General features: G+C 55.8%; 14 protein-coding genes and 1 tRNA gene. 9 read left to right on the top strand and 6 right to left on the bottom strand.

Annotated elements, in window-relative coordinates; genetic code table 11:
• Positions 1 to 838: 838 nt before the first annotated feature.
• The 5 genes from GVL50_RS15345 to GVL50_RS15325 all read right to left on the bottom strand — a co-directional run bounded on the left by GVL50_RS15345 (position 839) and on the right by GVL50_RS15325 (position 9,346).
• The gene (locus tag GVL50_RS15345) at positions 839 to 2,293 is read right to left on the bottom strand and encodes a hypothetical protein (RefSeq protein ID WP_159813978.1); all 1,455 of its coding nucleotides are present in this window, start codon (positions 2,291 to 2,293) and stop codon (positions 839 to 841) included.
• The gene (locus GVL50_RS15340) at positions 2,281 to 6,657 is read right to left on the bottom strand and encodes an NACHT domain-containing protein (RefSeq protein WP_159813976.1); all 4,377 of its coding nucleotides are present in this window, start codon (positions 6,655 to 6,657) and stop codon (positions 2,281 to 2,283) included. The genes GVL50_RS15345 and GVL50_RS15340 overlap by 13 nt, the downstream gene beginning before the upstream one ends.
• Before the next feature lie 385 nt (positions 6,658 to 7,042).
• Positions 7,043 to 7,777 carry a hypothetical protein gene (locus GVL50_RS15335; protein WP_159813974.1) on the bottom strand — a complete coding sequence of 245 codons (735 nt, stop codon included), beginning with the start codon at positions 7,775 to 7,777 and terminating at the stop codon, positions 7,043 to 7,045.
• An 85-nt stretch (positions 7,778 to 7,862) separates the two neighbouring features.
• Entirely contained in the window at positions 7,863 to 9,095 is a 1,233-nt protein-coding gene (locus tag GVL50_RS15330) for an integrase arm-type DNA-binding domain-containing protein (protein WP_159813972.1), read from the bottom strand.
• Positions 9,096 to 9,261: 166 nt separating this feature from the next.
• Positions 9,262 to 9,346 (bottom strand) — tRNA-Leu (locus tag GVL50_RS15325).
• A gap of 108 nt (positions 9,347 to 9,454) precedes the next feature.
• Between GVL50_RS15325 and queA the strand changes: the two genes are divergently transcribed.
• The 6 genes from queA (at position 9,455) to GVL50_RS15295 (ending at position 15,558) form a co-directional block, all read left to right on the top strand.
• A complete protein-coding gene (gene queA, locus GVL50_RS15320) occupies positions 9,455 to 10,519 on the top strand; it encodes a tRNA preQ1(34) S-adenosylmethionine ribosyltransferase-isomerase QueA (protein ID WP_053123547.1) in 1,065 nt (354 codons plus the stop codon).
• Positions 10,520 to 10,533: 14 nt separating this feature from the next.
• Positions 10,534 to 11,649, top strand: a complete 1,116-nt coding sequence (gene tgt, locus GVL50_RS15315; protein ID WP_164979451.1) for a tRNA guanosine(34) transglycosylase Tgt — start codon at positions 10,534 to 10,536, stop codon at positions 11,647 to 11,649.
• Positions 11,650 to 11,692: 43 nt separating this feature from the next.
• Entirely contained in the window at positions 11,693 to 12,031 is a 339-nt protein-coding gene (gene yajC / locus GVL50_RS15310; protein WP_003227923.1) for a preprotein translocase subunit YajC, read from the top strand.
• Positions 12,032 to 12,096: 65 nt separating this feature from the next.
• Positions 12,097 to 13,965 carry a protein translocase subunit SecD gene (gene secD / locus GVL50_RS15305; protein ID WP_159813970.1) on the top strand — a complete coding sequence of 623 codons (1,869 nt, stop codon included), beginning with the start codon at positions 12,097 to 12,099 and terminating at the stop codon, positions 13,963 to 13,965.
• 9 nt (positions 13,966 to 13,974) lie between these two features.
• Positions 13,975 to 14,889 carry a protein translocase subunit SecF gene (gene secF, locus GVL50_RS15300; RefSeq protein ID WP_053123541.1) on the top strand — a complete coding sequence of 305 codons (915 nt, stop codon included), beginning with the start codon at positions 13,975 to 13,977 and terminating at the stop codon, positions 14,887 to 14,889.
• A 120-nt stretch (positions 14,890 to 15,009) separates the two neighbouring features.
• A complete protein-coding gene (locus GVL50_RS15295; protein WP_053123539.1) occupies positions 15,010 to 15,558 on the top strand; it encodes a glycine zipper 2TM domain-containing protein in 549 nt (182 codons plus the stop codon).
• Positions 15,559 to 15,785: 227 nt separating this feature from the next.
• On the opposite strand, the gene suhB is transcribed toward GVL50_RS15295, so the two are convergent.
• On the bottom strand, positions 15,786 to 16,604 hold the full coding sequence (suhB, locus tag GVL50_RS15290; RefSeq protein ID WP_008084666.1) for an inositol-phosphate phosphatase: 819 nt from the start codon (positions 16,602 to 16,604) through the stop codon (positions 15,786 to 15,788).
• Between the two features lie 145 nt (positions 16,605 to 16,749).
• Between suhB and trmJ the strand changes: the two genes are divergently transcribed.
• From trmJ to iscR, 3 genes are all read left to right on the top strand, one after another.
• The gene (gene trmJ, locus GVL50_RS15285; protein WP_008084663.1) at positions 16,750 to 17,520 is read left to right on the top strand and encodes a tRNA (cytosine(32)/uridine(32)-2'-O)-methyltransferase TrmJ; all 771 of its coding nucleotides are present in this window, start codon (positions 16,750 to 16,752) and stop codon (positions 17,518 to 17,520) included.
• A gap of 3 nt (positions 17,521 to 17,523) precedes the next feature.
• Positions 17,524 to 18,300 (top strand): serine O-acetyltransferase, encoded by a 777-nt coding sequence (gene cysE / locus GVL50_RS15280; RefSeq protein WP_007916901.1) that lies wholly within the window; start codon positions 17,524 to 17,526, stop codon positions 18,298 to 18,300.
• Positions 18,301 to 18,545: 245 nt separating this feature from the next.
• Positions 18,546 to 19,037, top strand: coding sequence for a Fe-S cluster assembly transcriptional regulator IscR (gene iscR, locus GVL50_RS15275; RefSeq protein WP_003227911.1), 492 nt, complete (start codon positions 18,546 to 18,548; stop codon positions 19,035 to 19,037).
• Positions 19,038 to 19,055: the final 18 nt, after the last annotated feature.

Genomic DNA, 19,055 nt, shown 5'->3' with positions numbered 1-19,055 from the left:
CAAAAGATCGCAGCCTGCGGCAGCTCCTACGGGGGCAGGGCTTTATTGCAGGCGAAAAAAAAGGCCTTGCTAAGCAAGACCTTTCTTAATTTTGGTGCCCGAGGGAGACTGTCGGGTTCCATATATTACGTGGCTTGCAGCTCGATTATACAGTCAGGGATACACGCTGGGATACACGGTGCCCGCTGCTGCGCTCTTTCAGTGGAGTAGCAGCCGTACTGTGATTATGTCCTATCCAGCCGCGATGCGGGTAGTGTGCAGTCTGACGGACGGTCGGTCTGTCCGCAGGCACTAATTCACGTGAGCAAAAAATCCGCTTCGCAACATAGCATAACCTTCGATCCTGCCGCTTCTGTAACGCCTGACTTGTAATCAGTAGGCCAAGGGTTCGACTCCTGGTGCCGGCACCATACGAAACAACGACTTAGGCTCACCGGAAGGTGGGCCTTTTTCGTTTCTGGGTAATGCAAGGCGATTTGGTCACAGCTTCTCGTTTGGTTGAACATCCATGCCATAACCGTCCCTTTCTCCCCGCAACACCTTGAACGCCTGCCAAGCCACCGCAGACAAGCCTCACCAGTGAATAAATCAGAACACAGCATTAGCCTAACTGGCCGTTCCCCTCTACCTGTCAGATACCCCGCTTCGACAACCTGACAGGTATAAGCGGGAGATGCCCGTGCCAACGAATTGACAAGTAGCAGGCGAGCCACGTTCCGTGCTGCTGCGAAGCTCGAAAGAAGAGATTAAATTTCGAAATTATTCCCAAGCACTGTCTTACTGACGTACCGATCTCAGAGATCGTCTCGAATACACCGAATAGCCAAGTTCATGACGATTACAGAACGATGAGTTGGTTTCGCTCCATTTCTTCATATTCCCCGTACTCTTCTTCGCGATCCCAAGTCCGCAGCCTTACAAACAGTGCCAGCTGCCGATCAAGACGTATCGTCGCCTGTTCCAGGCAAGAGACATCCAACATTGTCACGAAGCCACAGCGCGTAGAACTGCTCTTGGGATGGGTGGGAACCCAGCCATCGTTCCAGACTCTGGTTGTGGATAAAATTTCTTGATCGCGCGACATCATATTGATGCCCTCGGCCGTGCAACTGATCTCCGTGTTAGTGATCACATAAGGTGCAGGGATCGCAAGCCCGAGACCAAATATATGTCCCTGCCAACCTCCAAAAGGAATAGGAAAAAGGCAACTACATACGGCAGCCTCATCACCACCTTTCGACCCGACGCTGCTCACCTCATCTAACGTGATGCTAGGTGGCGCGCCTCTTAAGTCAAAGGTGCGCTCAATGACGAACAACTGCATTTTCTCGTAAAGGTATTCGCCCTCCGGAATCTCGTAATCCGCAGTAATGAGATGAGTTGTTATCTGAAGGCGTGCGAACCTTTGCACGGAAGCTGAGATTGGTGTATCGATGGAAACAGCTACCATTCCATCCTTCTGCGACGCTTCGACGAGCTCCCGTGCAATGGCACCAAAGTCTGCGTCTGGTGCGCAAAAACGCTCCGGTATATCAGATAACCACGTTGGTCGCGCACCAGGCTCGATTTCGAACATGCCAGCAACGCCGTCGACTATGTCTAGGCAGTAGCCTTCGGCAATACGCTGCGGCAGTCCCCATTCGCTTACGGCATGTGCTAGCGTCCGCAGGTAGGCCGACACATACACTTCCCGCATACACTGCCAGAACTGCCCCATGATGCCGGAGCGCGTTTCCATGGTATCGCCGAAATAATGGGGATACTGAGTTAAGCGAGTTCCGAGATGGTCGCACAGTGTTTTCCACTCGAAAGCCCATTGCTGTAGTAGCGGTGCACCGCTTGTCCGCTCAAGTCGTCTGAGGTTTGATTTGAGGATTGGGGGCACATGGGCAGTGCAGTGCGTCTCGAAATAGGTGCCTGATTCGAAATCCCATGGAGCCTCTCCCGCATACGGATGAATCCACCCACCCATACCTTTGCCGTAGGTGCGCTCAAGTAGCATGTCACTTAGGAGAGACGGATGTTTGATTTTTTCAATTACCGCTGCCTGAGGAGGCCTAGCTACAACTGAAGTCATAAAGATGATGGACAGAAGAGCGCAGACTTCAGACTCGCATAAGCAGCCTTCTAGGCTGGCGAGTAGCTGTTCAGTTGCAGCTTGGCGAGTAACGTCAGTATTGAGCAGGTTGCGAATTTCCTTGGCGGCGCGCCAGCGCACCATAGGCACTGGCCATTTAAGACGCTTAAAGAGGAATTTGAGCGCGATTGGCGCGGAGTTCGCTAGCTGAACCATATAGCCTCCGGAAGAGGCTGCTCACGGACCTCATCGATAAGCGTTTCAATAAACGATTTCACGATGCCATCGGCTTTCTCTGTCTGACCCACCAGCATAAGAAAACGGACTAGATACTTGTAGCCGATGATAAAACTTCCGTCGCGGCGGCGATAGAAAGGGGCCGGGAGAGATGTGTCCCGTATGTATTCCTCCCAACGATCGGAGTAGTAGCGCGCGGCAGTTTGAAGGCGCTCCATGATTTGCTCTTCAGAGGTCCAGTATGTTTGCCAACCGTGTCGGTGTATGTGAGCTCGTACGAGCCAGTCGTAAGCGGCATCCTTACCTTCAACTTCAAGGCTCACCAGGAAGGTTTCGTCGAGTATCTCCTCAACATTAAAGGTTCTTTCGTTGGCCTCAATATAGCTATGTATTGAGGCCAGTGCTTTCTTACCCTGCTTTTGGTTCTTCCAGTAGTGGAGCCAAGCGAGCATGAAATATTCGCGGCGGCGATAGTGAATTTGAGTCGCTGCATCGACCACCTTCGCAAAATCCGCCGCTCCGAAAGACGTCGGCTCGACCTTTTCCGCTTCTCGCTCACTAACCGAAAGCTCTTCTTCCGAGGCTTCTAGCTTTCCGAATTCGCGCGAGTGCCTTCCGAGGAATGCATTTTGTAATGCAAGTAGCTCCTGTGCTATTGGTTCTTCCTGTGCCCTATCTTCAAGAATCTGCAGCGTTCTATCATCAACGAATGTTCGCGCTAGCGCAGCGCCTTCCGGTGTGTCCAGGTCGGCGATCTTACCGAACTGGATAAGACATTCATCTGCATATGAGTGCTCATCAGCTGAAATGTGGTGTTCATAAAGGGATGGCAGTCGGTCAGGTGCCAGCTTTGCCACAACCTGTATGAACGTAGAGCGCACATGACGGGTTTCGTCTCCGTCCGTGAACTCGCTGATTTTGTCGAGGATTGGGGCCAGTGTCTGTAAGCGGTGCTGTGTAGCCTCCAAATCGTATTCAGCTAGATCCTGCACAGACTCCAAGACCTCCATTGCGTGGAGATCTTTGTGATATCCGTAACTTACGAGGCATTCAGCCGCATGCTTTATAAATTCATGCTTGCGATCAGAGCCATACAGCCTCGCCATATCTGCAAGCATCGTCCATTGCTCTCCGCGCTCACTGAATTCGGTGACGGTCGTGAGAAGCTGCTTCGCCTTTTCATCGAGTAGTAATGCCGCGCCCTCTGTGTCGAGAATTGGCATCCGATGCTCTACGTTGCGGCTCACCCATGGATCATCAAGCCAATGGGGGGATTTTCTTGCTTTGGCAAGTTCCGCTGAAGGTATCGTTGTGAGCGTAAGGTCGGAAATGGCCAGGAAATGAAGATCAATAGCGATCGAATACAACGCGTTCCTGAAAGCTCGATACTGTGCATATTCCCGTTCGGGAGACGATCCCCATAATACTGGTGCAAGGTCGCCAGAGGCGGTAAAGACAGCTGAGAAGCTGGGCGGCAACTGACCACTTGCGATGTGAAGTGCGATATCTACTAGTGTATCGAGTCCTTCCAGCAACCAGCTCGAATTGCCGCCATCCAGCCCCGGATGAATTATGTCGTAGGCCTCATCACCAGCTATTAATCCGGTGTGCAACACCGCCCAGAATGAATCAATATAGAACTCTTCGACATCCGCATTACCGGTGAGCGAATAGCGTTCTCGAATAAGGCTGGCCGGTGCCGGTTGCGAATGCACTGCTGGCTTCGATGTACGGTCATGCCACACAAACCAGCAGGCGGCAAATGGAGATACAGCTTCGACATCTGATTGAACCAGTGCGCTTGCATCCGCTCCTAGGAAGCCGCTTATCCGTATCAGGCTATCATCGATCAAGCGACGCTGAATTGCCCATTTAATACCTCGTAGCGTCTTACGTACGAACTGGAGCCCCTCAATGTTTTGTGCGTCTGATAGTAACTTGATCAGGAGAGATACATTTGGCTCCGGCTCAGCAAAACGGCGGGCATATACAAGTGTGCGCCTGACTGTTTCCACATCCATCAGGCTAGCGACGAATAGTAGTTGATCCGAAAGCTTGGAGAATTCTTGGTCTGGGCGATGACGCAGACGAATCCAGGCATTCACTCTCCGAGCAAGCTCGTGAAAGCATACCGGGACGATCTCACTGGACGCTTCTTCGGGGCCTTTTCGCGCAAGCTCTAAAATTTCATCGTCATCAAGTGCATGGATCTCATCAAGGAGATTAAGTGTCTGCAGACGGTTGTGCGAGATCGCAAGGGCTGTTGCGCGGTAGGCTGCAAAATCGCGTGACTGAAATTTCCTAGCATTTGAGACACGTGTCTTTAGACTACGGATGGCCACTGTCCGCGGGTAGTCACCGTCCACGAAGGTTTTTCTCTCCGCTGCCTGGAGAATGTTCACGATTTGCTGGTCCGGCCAGCCCTTTCCCAGTGACTCAACGACCCAGTCACGAGTTGTTCCGGCAAGCAGATCAATATAATCACCACCGTGCGCGCGGGCGAGCCAGAGCCAGCCCCATCGCCAGTATTCGGGTGCATGATTTGCTAGCCAGTCAATGATCCTCGGAAGGAGGCCCGCATAGCTTTCTGAATGATCATGCCTTTCCCGCACCCATGCGAAGATGCTTGCATGAAATGGCACTAGGCCAACGTTTCGCGGTTCTAGAAGAAATTCAATCTCACTGTATCCGCCGAGCACCTGACGGATACCTATGCCAGGCCAAAAAAAGTCCGATCCCGCCAGCATGTGCAAAGCATTCTTTGCGCTTGCTCCGAGCCGGACCCAAAGACCCTGATAGTAGTCTCGGATGTCGCCGGCAGGGCAGTGGGGCAAAACCTCGATCTCTTCTGCTGATATCGGTGAGCCAGCATGAATGAGACTTTGATAGGCATAAATCAAATGAAGCGGATGACCCTGACTGATCCTGAAAAAAGCGCCGGCCACCTTGTCCATCATCTCAGCGCGTTGCTCGGGCTCAGAAGCGAAACGAAGAATTAAAGGACGGGCTTTATCCTGCTGCATCACCCAGCGATGGACTGCCACCTCATCCATCGGCGGAATTTCAATCCAATCGGTTTCCTTAGCCGTTATGAGGAGCCGCCGTGGTAGCTGGTCGTCAGCTACTCTTTGCGTACCGACGATTAGGCTGACATTCGGTGGTAGTGGAAGAAGCTCGTTGAATAAACGGTCGAGTTGCTGCACGTGGCCGATATCTCGCCAGACGTGATCCAGTCCATCTACAACGATATAAAGGCGCTTATTCTTTGCCTTGAGATTCTCGGCAGCCGTCGCTATGGCTGCCCGTAACTGGCCGAAGTCGTCTGTTGCGCCCACCATTGCTTCCGGGTGATGTGCATAGAGCTGCGCCATTAGTGATGTCGAAATCTCGATAAAAGACGTTCGGTTTGTGGCAGAGTCTTCTGATGCTAGAAAGTAATGATGGCGAGTTATAGCCGCACCTTCCTGCTGCAGCTCTTTTGTAAGAAAGCTGAGATAGGTACTTTTTCCACGACCCGGCGTTCCCCACAGGATGGTGACAGGTTTCTCATCATCAGCGATACGCGCTCGAAAAATTTCGTCGAACTGCCCGCTGGGCGGCGCATAACCCTCAGGTACCACGAAGTCCTGACGTATCGGCTGTGGACGCTTCTTTGTGATGATATGCAAGACGTGGTCACGATGTATTCGCCCATCAGGCTCCGGCTGGTTCTTGAACGTAGCCCATCGGCGAACACAGCTTTGTAGTACCAGCCAACCCAGCATGTCCGTGTCTGACGGAATGAGCTGATCACGAAGTGAGCTCTCAAACTCGACAAGATCTAGCGTTCCGCCGACAAAGTCGAACGTCTGAAGAAATGCTTTAGTAGCTTCCGTGCCGCCGCATTCGGCAACAACCGAATCGCGTATATCCTCTGGGATCAGATCGAAGTCGATTAGCGTTCCCTTCAGGCATTTCGAGAAGGTAGCGGAGGGTGGGCGATTGGTCTTTAGTCCCGCGCTGTGAACAGGACCCATTTCGTTAACACGGGCTAGTGACGCACTCCACTTCGCCAGGAGAGACGTGCCATTGCCGGATTTGTCTAGGAGCCATGGCCAATCGAGTTCATAGCGTTCTGAGTCCACGGTGAACTTTACTTGGATGAGCTCAAATGAGCCATCCTTGCGCGCAGCGACGACATCGTCGAGGGCACGATATGCCGACTCGTCCGCTTCTAACATTACCCAGTCATAGAGGTCGGGGTCGCGATAGTGGCGGATGAGAATCTCTATCCCTGCAAGGTCCTGATAGTCATAGCCCGCCCGTGGGATCGCTGCACGCTTTATGCTTCTTGAAAGTCTCATTCGCTATTCCTTGCTGGTCTTTCTCAAAAAGCGATCGTCAGAGATAGGCATCATTGATCTAGAGTCTTGTGAGCTTATCGGACATCGGCTCCGATGGCGCTTCATGAGATCGCATCTGCCTGTAGTGCAGCTGCTTAAGAGTGCGACGAACTAATGGTAAGCGGATCGTATCGAGCTGATTTTCTGTCGAATACTGCTGGTGCTCTGTGGACATGCGCACATACGCCGCCGCCATGGCTGCGGTTGGCGCCCTTGATTGGCAGAGTGGTGTTCATAGCTGCTTCCCTTTGTTTATGTATATTGGTCTGGCTGGGAAGCAGGATGCAGATTGATCTATAGGTGGTCATCGCAATTGCAAATCAATGTTTTGCAATTGCAAAAAAGGTCAGGAACGGCCGTGGCCGTTAGCAGTTGCGGCTTGCACGGCTTCCATCTTGGCTTGCGTTTCTTTGCGGGCGTCTTTCACCGCGCTATTTGCTTCGGCAAAGAGTTTGGTAAGGCTGCTGACACTGGCAGCGCGCCATCCGTTATCTGCGATGGCTTGGGCGGCTGTACCTTGTTGATACCGAGGGCGGTCTTTGTCCAACACTAATTCGAGTAAGCCACCGATTGCCAGATAATGGGAGGTTTTTGGTTCGGCTTCCGCTTGTTCGGCTCTCAGTTCTGCTGCCGCTCTGGCGGCACGCTCGTTCTCAAGTTGCTGGCGAAGCTGATTTAACTCGACAGTGTATGGCTGCTCCTCCGTTCCATTCATCATGGCGGCGAGCGTCTCAACGTCGGCAGTCCGCAACCTCAAGACATGATGCTCTACGGGGCTGCTCTCAAGGTCGTCCGCCTTTGTAAGAATCAACTCATCCCCGGCTGGAGATTGAAAGTAAATGACCCCGTATTCGTATCTTGAGATTTTTTGATAGCGTCCAGGCGGGAGAGAGACGTATGTGCAGAAGTCTTCAGCTAGTACCGTTGCGCAAACGGACATGTCGCACCAGACTGGAAGCGCCCCGTCCTCGACCAGTTGGTACAGTGCATCAGTGTCGATAGGGGTGTCTGTTAGGTGCGACAGGTAACTCGCGAATTGGTCGAAATCCAACCATTTGAACGCTCGAAATAGCTTTTCCAATCCTTGCCTCCAGAGGCGTTTCTATCCTAGGTAACTCAACAGTCAGGGGCGTGAGTGTTTGCCTTCTTCCGACCAGTAAAAACAGCTATGCGCGTTTAAAGTCCACTACGTTAGGGGCGGCCAGTGTGTCCAAGTGGTCGGCATACCATTGCATCATGGTCGTGCGCTGTTCCAGATACTGGGCTTTGTTGTAGATGCCGGATATTCCCTCTTCCTTGTGGGCCAACTGCGCTTCGATGTGGTCTTTCTGCCAGCCGTTTTCGCGCAGTAGGGTGCTTGCAGTGTGGCGGGTGCCATGCCCGACCAAGCGTCCTTTATACCCAATGCCCGCGAACACCTTGTTGATGGTATTTTCACTGATCGTCGGGTTTTTCGGCCCAACACCGGGGAACAGCCAGCGGCTACGGCCTGTAACCCTGCGCAGTTCGAAAAGGGCATCGATAGCCTGTTTAGGCAGGGGGGCCACATGATTCCGACGCATCTTCATCTTGGCGGCGGGTGTCGTCCAAGTGGCGGCTTCAAAGTCTATTTCCACCCATTCCGCCAGCCGCACCATTCCGGGCCGGGATGCCGTCCAGATGCAAAGCCACGCGGCGGTCTTGGCCGGGAGTCGGCTGGTGGTAGTTTTCAATGCCCGGATGAACTCTGGCAGTTCGGGCTCCAGCAAGTGCGGATGTTGCTGAGTCTTGGGGGCGGGTGCAGCAATATCGCGCAGCCTGCTGGCCGGATCGTTCTCCGTCAGCCCTAGGGCGATGGCCCGGCCAAATATCTGATTTATCCAAGCGCGACACTTCTCGGCAACATTATGAGCGTTGCGCGCTTCGAGTGATGCCTGGAGGGCGGCGCAGTCGGTGCGGGTGATTTCATCCAGCTGCATGTCACCCAGAGCAGGGAGGATGTCCTTCTCCAGATAGGTGCGGATCTTATACAGGGTTGAGTCGGCCAGCCCTGTATCGACCTTGGCCTTGAGCCAGCCCTCAGCCGCTACGCGGAATGTCCGGGTTTTGGCAGCGACAGTGGCAGCCTTAGCGGTGAGCTTTTGTTCCTGTGGGTCAATTCCGTTGCTGATTAGTTTCCTCAGCTTGTCCGCTTCCTCTCCAGCGCGCTTGGCGCTCACTTCGGGATAACTGCCTAACCCCATCCATGACCACTTGCGTGCCGCATTCTTGTAGCGGAGCTGCCACGACTTGCCGCCGTTCGGCTTCACCCGAAAATAAAGCCCACGTTCATGTAGTTCTCGATATTCCTGTGCGTCTGGCTCAAGGCTGTTCAGCACTGTGTCAGCCAGCGGGCGGCGTTTGATCTCGGAGCGTCTCATGATATGTATCCCAAAGTTATGGGTTTTCCCGAGGATACAAGGTGGGATACACGGAGGGAAGGTATAAAGCTAAATGAAGAGATACAGCCAGAAACAACAAAACCCGCACTAGGCGGGCTTTGCAGGTTGTTTCGTAGACTGTCAGAGACAGCTTAAAACATGTGTTTGGTGCCCCGAGGGAGACTCGAACTCCCACTCCTTTCGAAAACGGATTTTGAATCCGCCGCGTCTACCAATTCCGCCATCAGGGCTCAATGGCGGCGAAGTATAGAGATGAGATTACCGTTGGTCAATCACGTTTCATGGTCTATTTTCGATATTTCCGCTAAACTTTCCGGCCCTGCTAGACGAACCCCATCATGCGTGTTGCTGACTTTACTTTCGAGCTCCCTGATTCGCTGATCGCTCGCCACCCTTTGGCCGAGCGTCGCGGTAGTCGCCTGCTGACCCTTGATGGGCCGAGCGGCGCCCTCGCACACCGTCAATTCACTGATTTGCTTGAGCATTTGCGCCCGGGCGATTTGATGGTGTTCAACAATACCCGGGTGATTCCGGCGCGGCTGTTCGGGCAGAAAGCGTCCGGCGGCAAGCTGGAAATCCTCGTCGAACGCGTGCTCGATACGCACCGCGTGCTGGCCCATGTGCGCTCCAGCAAGTCGCCGAAGCCGGGTTCGAAGATCCTCATCGACGGTGGTGGCGAAGCTGAAATGATCGCGCGTCACGACGCGTTGTTCGAGCTGGCCTTCGCTGAAGAAGTGTTGCCGCTACTCGACCGCGTCGGGCACATGCCGCTGCCTCCTTATATAGACCGTCCGGACGAAGGTTCGGATCGCGAGCGTTATCAGACCGTGTACGCCGAGCGTCTGGGTGCGGTGGCGGCGCCGACGGCCGGGCTGCATTTCGATCAGTCGCTGATGGAGGCGATTGCGGCGAAAGGCGTCGAGACTACGTTCGTCACGCTGCACGTGGGCGCCGGTACCTTCCAGCCTGTTCGCGTCGAGAAGCTTGAAGATCACCACATGCACACCGAGTGGCTGGAAGTCGGCCAGGACGTGGTTGATGCAGTGGCTGCGTGCCGTGCGCGTGGTGGTCGGGTGATTGCTGTCGGCACCACCAGCGTGCGTTCGCTGGAAAGTGCTGCGCGCGATGGCGTGCTCAAGCCGTTCAGCGGCGACACCGATATCTTTATCTTCCCGGGCCGGCCCTTCCATGTGGTCGATGCCCTGGTGACCAATTTCCATTTGCCGGAATCCACGCTGTTGATGCTGGTTTCGGCATTTGCCGGTTACCCCGAAACCATGGCCGCCTACAAGGCTGCCGTCGACAACGGTTACCGCTTTTTCAGCTACGGTGATGCGATGTTCATCACGCGTAACCCCGCACCTACTGCCCCTAAAGAAACCGGCCCAGAGGAAACAGAATGAGTCGCGAATGTCGCATGTCCTTTGAGCTCCTTGCCACCGATGGCAAGGCCCGTCGTGGTCGCCTGACCTTCCCGCGTGGCACCGTCGAGACCCCGGCGTTCATGCCAGTGGGCACGTACGGCACGGTCAAGGGCATGTTGCCGCGTGACATCGTCGCCACGGGCGCAGAGATGATTCTGGGCAACACCTTCCACCTGTGGCTGCGTCCTGGCACTCAAGTGATCAAGGAGCACGGCGACCTGCACGATTTCATGCAGTGGAAAGGCCCGATCCTCACCGACTCCGGCGGTTTTCAGGTGTTCAGCCTCGGCGCGATGCGCAAGATCAAGGAGGAGGGCGTGACCTTCGCCTCTCCGGTCGACGGCGCCAAAGTGTTCATGGGCCCGGAAGAATCGATGCAGGTTCAGCGCGATCTGGGCTCGGACGTTGTGATGATTTTCGACGAATGCACCCCGTACCCGGCTGACGAAGATGTCGCGCGCGTATCGATGGAGCTTTCGTTGCGTTGGGCTCAGCGCTCGAAAAATGCCCACGGTGAAAACACCGCAGCGTTGTTCGGTATCGTGCAGGGCGGTATGCACCAGGATCTGCGCAAGCGCTCGCTCGAAGGCCTCGACAAGATCGGCTTTGATGGCCTGGCCATCGGCGGTCTGTCGGTCGGCGAGCCGAAGCACGAGATGATCAAAGTATTGGATTATCTGCCGGGCATGATGCCGGCTGACAAACCTCGTTACCTTATGGGCGTTGGCAAACCGGAAGATCTGGTTGAGGGTGTGCGCCGCGGTGTGGACATGTTCGATTGCGTGATGCCAACCCGTAATGCCCGCAATGGGCATCTGTTCATTGATACCGGCGTGCTGAAGATCCGTAACGCGTTCCATCGCCATGATGAATCGCCGCTGGATCCGACCTGCGATTGCTATACCTGCCAGAACTTCTCCCGCGCTTATCTGCATCACCTGGACAAGTGCGGCGAAATGCTGGGAAGCATGCTCAATACCATCCATAACTTGCGCCATTATCAGGTGCTGATGGCTGGTTTGCGCGAGGCTATTCAACAGGGTACATTGGCCGCCTTTGTCGATGCCTTCTACGCCAAACGCGGGCTCCCGGTTCCGCCTTTGGACTGAGTTTTCTGACCCCAAGATTCAACATTTGCAACTGGAGTGCTAAATGAGCTTTTTTATCTCTAACGCCATGGCTGACGCGGCTGCACCGGCTGCTGCCGGCCCAATGGGCGGCGGTTTCGAGTGGATTTTCCTGGTCGGTTTCCTGGTCATCTTCTACCTGATGATCTGGCGTCCACAGGCCAAGCGCGCCAAAGAGCAGAAGAACCTGCTGAGCAGCCTTGCGAAGGGCGACGAAGTTGTGACCACTGGCGGCATCGCCGGCAAGATCACCAAAGTTGCCGATGACTTCGTGGTTCTGGAAGTTTCCGACACCGTCGAAATGAAATTCCAGAAAGGCGCCATCGCCGCCACGCTGCCAAAAGGCACGCTGAAAGCGATCTAAAGGTAACAACTTCTACTCAATCGACGGGGCGCGCAAGGCGCCCCGCGTTCATAACGGGCGGCGTGATGCTGAACAAATACCCTCTGTGGAAATACATTCTGATCCTGGCGGTGCTGGCGGTCGGTCTGATTTATTCCGCTCCCAATCTTTATCCTGATGACCCGGCCATTCAGGTCAGCGGTGCAAGCACTGCGCTGCAAGTCAATCAGGCTGATCTGGATCGCGTGAGCACTGCGCTCAATGAATCCGGGATCAGCGTCAAGGCAGCCACGCTGGCAGCCAACGGCAAGGGCGGTCTGATCCGTCTGACCAAAGCTGAAGATCAGCTGCCGGCCAAAGACGTTGTGCGCAAGGCATTGGGTGATGACTACGTCGTTGCGCTGAACCTGGCACAGACCACCCCGCAATGGCTGCGCAATCTGGGCGCGCACCCGATGAAGCTGGGTCTGGACTTGTCCGGTGGTGTGCACTTCCTGCTGGAAGTGGACATGGACAAAGCCCTCGATGCACGCCTGAAAGTCTACGAAGGCGACGTCAAGAGCCTGCTGCGCAAAGAGAAACTGCGTTATCGCAGCCTGCCGCAACTCAATGGCGCCATTCAGTTGGGCTTCAGTGATGAAGACTCCCGCGAACAGGCCCGTGCGCTGATCCGCAAGAACTTCAACGATTTCGACATTGTTCCGGCCGATCTCAACGGTCAACCGGTACTGCGTCTGGCGATGACCCCGGCGAAGCTGGCGGAAATCCGTGAATACTCCATCAAGCAGAACTTGACCACGGTACGTAACCGCGTCAACGAACTGGGTGTTGCCGAACCGATCGTCCAGCGTCAGGGCGCCAACCGCATCGTGGTTGAGCTGCCAGGCGTGCAGGACACTGCCGAAGCCAAGCGTATTCTCGGCAAGACGGCCAACCTTGAGTTCCGTCTGGCTGCAGAGCCGGGTGCTTCGAAAGCCACTTCCGAGACTTTCGAGTTCCGTGAAGGCAATCGTCCCGCTGCGCAGATCGAACGTGGTCTGATCATCACCGGTGACCAGGTCACTGACGCCAAGGCCGGTTTCGGCGAGCACGGTACGCCTGAAGTGAACATCCGTCTGGATGGTCACGGTGGCGAGCTGATGAGCCGCGCAACCCGTTCGAACGTCGGTCGCAGCATGGCGGTGATCTTCATCGAGCAGCGTCCGGTGACCACCTACGTCAAGCAGATGGTCGACGGCGTCGAAAAAGACGTCGCGGTGCAAACGTTTAAAGAAGAGAAGAAGATCATCAGCCTGGCGACCATTCAGTCGCCGCTGGGTGCTCAGTTCCGCATCACTGGCCTGAACGGTCAGGGCGAGTCGTCCGAGCTGGCGCTGCTGCTGCGTGCCGGTGGTCTGGCTGCACCGATGTACTTCGCTGAAGAGCGCACAATCGGCCCGAGCCTGGGTGCCGACAACATCACCAAAGGTATCGATGCGTCGCTGTGGGGCATGCTGTTCGTGTCGCTGTTCATCATCGCCATCTACCGCTTCTTCGGCATCATCGCTACTGTCGCACTGGCAGTGAACATGGTGTTGCTCTTGGCCTTGATGTCGCTGCTGGGGGCAACACTGACCCTGCCAGGTATCGCCGGTATCGTGCTGACCATGGGTATGGCGGTCGACGCCAACGTGCTGATCTTCTCGCGGATCCGTGAAGAGATCGCCGCCGGCATGACTGTGCAGCGTGCAATCAACGAAGGCTTCGGCCGGGCATTCACCGCGATTCTCGACGCCAACCTGACTACCTTGTTGGTCGGCGGGATTCTCTTTGCCATGGGCACCGGCCCGGTCAAAGGTTTCGCAGTGACCATGTCCCTCGGGATCTTTACCTCGATGTTCACGGCCATCATGGTGACCCGCGCAATGGTCAACCTGATCTTTGGCGGACGTGACTTCAAGAAGTTGTGGATTTAAGGGGCTGCCATGTTACGTACAATCAACTTCATGGGCGTTCGCAACTTCGCGTTCGGCGTCACAGTATTCCTCACCTTGCTGGCTTTGTTCAGTGTCGCTACCAAGGGCATGAACTGGGGCCTGGACTTCACCGGCGGTACGCTCATCGAGCTGACCTACGAGCGTCCGGCCGACGTCACCAAGGTGCGTGAAGAGCTGGTAACTTCCGGTTATCACGAAGCCATCGTACAGAGCTTCGGTGCGACTACCGATTTGCTGGTGCGCATGCCGGGTGAAGACCCGCAACTGGGTCATCAGGTCGCGCAAGCGCTGCAGAAACTCGGCGGCGATAACCCGGCGACGGTCAAGCGCGTCGAGTTCGTTGGCCCGCAGGTCGGTGAAGAGCTGCGCGACCAGGGCGGCCTCGGCATGCTGCTGGCGCTCGGTGGCATCCTGATCTACCTGGCTTTCCGCTTTCAGTGGAAATTCGCGGTCGGCGCCATCGTTTCGCTGATCCACGACGTGATCGTGACCATCGGTATCCTGTCGTTCTTCCAGATCACTTTCGACCTGACGGTACTGGCGGCGGTACTGGCGATCATCGGTTACTCGTTGAACGACACCATCGTTGTATTCGACCGGGTGCGTGAGAACTTCCGAGTGCTGCGCAAGGCGACGCTGATCGAGAACATCAATATCTCGACCACGCAAACCCTGCTGCGCACCATGGCGACCTCGATCTCGACGTTGCTGGCGATTGCGGCACTGCTGTTCTTCGGTGGCGATAACCTGTTCGGTTTCTCCATAGCGCTGTTCATCGGTGTTCTGGCGGGTACTTACTCGTCGATCTACATCGCCAACGTGGTGCTGATCTGGCTGAACCTGAGCACAGAAGACCTGATTCCTCCTGCAAACACTGAGAAGGAAGTCGACGACCGTCCATAACGCGTAGCGTTTTCCCGGTTGTCAGCCAAAAAAGGCGCGAGTTGAACTCGCGCCTTTTTTTATGCTCCAAGGCTGGGAGAAGCGCGGGCGCGTCCCGCATGTGATGGTCAGGAGGTTCATGTGAACAAGTCGTTGCTGGTTGGTGCGGTATTGGGTGCTGTCGGTGTCACTGCCGGGGGTGCTGTTGCCACCTACAGCCTGGTTAAAAGCGGCCCTGAGTATGCGCAGGTTTTGGCCGTTGAGCCGGTCAAGACACAGATCAAGACACCACGTGAAGTGTGCAAGGATGTAACGGTCACTCGCCAGGCACCTGTGAAAGATCAGCACCAGATTGCCGGTACGGTAGTCGGTGCGCTGGCAGGTGGTCTGTTGGGTAACCAGATCGGCGGCGGCACCGGCAAGAAAATTGCCACGGTCGCTGGCGCAGTCGGTGGCGGTTATGCCGGTAACAAGGTGCAGGAAGGTATGCAGAATCGCGATACCTACACCACCACGCAAACCCGCTGCAACACAGTGAATGACATCAGCGACAAGGTCGTTGGTTATGACGTGCGTTATTCGCTGGACGGTAAGGAAGGCAAGGTGCGCATGGATCGTGATCCGGGCAACCAGATTCCGGTCGACAAGGAAGGTAAGTTGATCCTGTCGCAGAACGAGCCGGGCCAGTAACAGGCCGATCGTTTAGAAAGAAGCACCCTGCGGGGTGCTTTTTTTGTGCCCACAAAAAACCGATTTCCGTGTAGGAGCTGCCGAAGGCTGCGATCTTTTGATGTTGGTTTTTAAAAAACAAAGATCAAAAGATCGCAGCCTTCGGCAGCTCCTACAGGAAGGTTTTGTAAAATTCCAGGCATAAAAAAAACGCCCCGAAGGGCGCTTTTTTTCGTTTCGCGTAACGCTTAGCGCTTCAGCGAAGCCGGCAGGTGCGGCTGGATCGCCGTCAGAACTGCTTTGAAGCATTTGGTGTTGCCGGCAACGATGTGGCCTTTTTCAAGGAAGTCGTGACCGCCGGTGAAGTCGCTCACCAGGCCGCCGGCTTCTTGAATCAGCAGGGCGCCTGCAGCCATGTCCCACTCGGACAGACCCGATTCCCAGAACGCATCGAAACGACCGGCAGCCACGTAAGCCAGATCCAGGCTCGCCGAACCGGCGCGACGGATGCCGGCAGTCTGGCCAACCAGAGCGCGGAACATGCCCAGATAGTTTTCCAGGTTGTCCATTTGATCGTCACGGAACGGGAAGCCCGTGCCGAGCAGGGCGCCGTCGAGGCTGGTACGACCGCTGACGCGCAGGCGACGACCGTTCAGTTGAGCGCCGCGACCACGGCTGGCGGTGAATTCTTCCTGACGAACCGGATCCAGAACAACAGCGTGTTCCAGGCGACCGCGGTATTTGCAGGCGATGCTGACGGCGAAGTGAGGAATGCCGCGCAGGAAGTTGGTGGTGCCGTCCAGCGGATCGATGATCCACAGGTACTCTTCGCCTTCGATGCCGGTACCGGCGTGCATGCCAGTCTCTTCACCGCGGATGGAGTGGTTCGGGTAAGCCTTGCGCAGCGCGTCGATGATTTTCTGTTCAGCGGCGCGATCGACCTCGGATACGTAATCCTTGGCGTCTTTTTCGTCGACCTTGATGGTATCCAGGCGCTCGATGGAGCGGAAGATCAGTTCACTGGCGCTGCGGGCGGCGCGCAGCGCGATATTCAGCATGGGCTGCATGGATGTGTCACCTAAGGTTGTTAAAGAAAGCCGCGCATTCTATCAGAACTTTTCTTCAGGTGAAGGACGCTGTTCGCTTTCATAGCTTAACGGTAGGCTGTTCTGTAAGATTTGCACCCCTTTCCTGTGTCCGAGAGCGCCTCCCTTGCTGCAGAACATTCGTGTTGTCCTGGTCAATACCAGCCACCCCGGCAATATCGGCGGGGCCGCGCGCGCCATGAAAAACATGGGTCTGTCGCGACTGGTGCTGGTCGAACCGCGCCTGTTTCCGCACCACGAGGCCGATGCTCGCGCCTCGGGTGCCGGTGACATCCTTGAAAACGCGCAAGTCGTCGCCACCCTGGAAGACGCTTTGGTCGGCTGCAATCTGGTGCTCGGTACCAGCGCCCGTGACCGCCGAATCCCTTGGCCACTGCTGGATCCGCGCGAATGCGGCACCAAAGTGGTCGAGGAAGCCGGGCAGGGCGCAGAAATCGCTTTGGTGTTCGGTCGTGAAGATTCCGGCCTGACCAATGACGAGCTGCAGCGATGTCACTTTCACGTGCACATCCCCTCCGATCCTGAGTTCAGTTCGCTGAACCTCGGGGCGGCGGTGCAGGTGTTGAGCTATGAAGTGCGCATGGCCTGGCTGGCCGCACAAGGTCAGCCGAGCAAGATCGAGAAAGAAGAAGTGGCCTCGGTGAAAAGCGCCGAGCTGGCGACCATGGATGAGCTGGAGCGCTTTTATGAGCATCTGGAGCAGACGCTGGTCGCTATCGAATTCCTCGATCCCGAGAAACCACGGCACTTGATGGCGCGCCTGCGCCGGTTGTACGGACGCAGCTCGGTCAGCCGGGCGGAAATGAATATTTTGCGTGGCATCCTCACGGAAACCCAAAAAGCGGCCCGTGGTGAGCTTCTAAAGCGGAAGGACTAAATGATGTTTGAGCGTTTGCGTGAAGATATCCAGAGCGTGTTCCATCGAGACCCGGCGGCGCGTAACGCTTTTGAAGTTCTGACCTGCTACCCCGGCATGCATGCGATCTGGATCCATCGACTGGCCGGCATGCTGTGGCGTAACGAGCTGAAATGGCTGGCGCGGCTGGTGTCGAACTTCGGTCGCTGGCTGACCGGGATCGAAATTCATCCGGGCGCCAAAGTCGGTCGACGCTTCTTTATCGACCACGGCATGGGCATCGTCATTGGTGAAACCGCCGAGATTGGCGATGACGTGACCATTTATCAGGGTGTGACCCTCGGTGGCACCAGTTGGAACAAAGGTAAGCGCCACCCGACGCTGGGCGACGGTGTTGTTGTGGGTGCGGGCGCCAAAGTGCTTGGCCCGTTCACCGTCGGCGCCGGTGCCAAGGTCGGTTCTAATGCTGTTGTGACTAAAGAAGTGCCGCCGGGCGCCACGGTAGTGGGAATTCCGGGGCGGATCATCGTCAAATCCGACGAAGAGCAGGATGCCAAGCGCAAGGCCATGGCCGAGAAGATCGGTTTTGATGCCTATGGCGTCAGCGAAGACATGCCCGACCCGGTGGCGCGCGCCATCGGTCAGTTGCTCGATCACCTGCAAGCGGTGGACGGACGGCTGGAAGGGATGTGCGGCGCGCTGAAGGATCTGGGCAGCAATTACTGTGCGAAAGATCTGCCTGAGCTGCGCGAAGAAGACTTCGCCTGCGTCAAAGGCAAAGACGAATCCAAAGCCAGCTAGCGCCCCTGTAGGAGCTGCCGAAGGCTGCGATCTTTTGACTTTGCTTTCCATAAAATCAAAAGATCGCAGCCTGCGGCAGCTCCTACAGAGGCTTGCGCCGGCCGGTGTGCCATTACGCCGCAGACCCTGCTATCATTCGCGCGCTCTTTTGCGGGTAATCCTGACTAAAGTACTAGGTCTTAAAGTTGACTTAAATACTCGGGAATTGCATACTCGCCCCATTCTGAACTCCGTGGTAACTGTCCATGCGACTGACTACAAAAGGCCGATACGCCGTGACCGCCATGCTTGACCTGGCGTTGCACGCGCAGCACGGGCCCGTGTCCCTGGCCGATATCTCCGAGCGCCAAGGCATATCCCTGTCCTACCTCGAACAGCTGTTCGCCAAGCTGCGCCGCAGCAACCTGGTTTCCAGTGTTCGCGGCCCGGGTGGTGGCTACCAGTTGTCCCGCGACATGCAGGGCATCCAGGTCGCCCAGGTGATCGATGCGGTAAACGAATCGGTTGATGCCACCAAATGCCAGGGCCAGGGCGATTGCCATTCCGGCGATACGTGCCTGACTCACCATCTGTGGTGCGATTTGAGCCTGCAGATTCACGAATTTCTAAGTGGTATCAGCTTGGCTGATCTTGTAACTCGCCGTGAGGTGCAAGAAGTAGCCCAGCGTCAGGACCAGCGTCGTTGCAACAGCAAGGCGCCACGCCTGGACAAGATTGAAGCGTCCGCCGTCGAATGACAGCCGAAGAGCTAGCGG

The organism is Pseudomonas sp. 18058, assembly GCF_902706155.1.
Classification (GTDB): domain Bacteria; phylum Pseudomonadota; class Gammaproteobacteria; order Pseudomonadales; family Pseudomonadaceae; genus Aquipseudomonas; species Aquipseudomonas rustica.
Note: the sequence above shows the minus strand (reverse complement) of the source record. Positions and strands in the feature narration are given on the sequence as shown.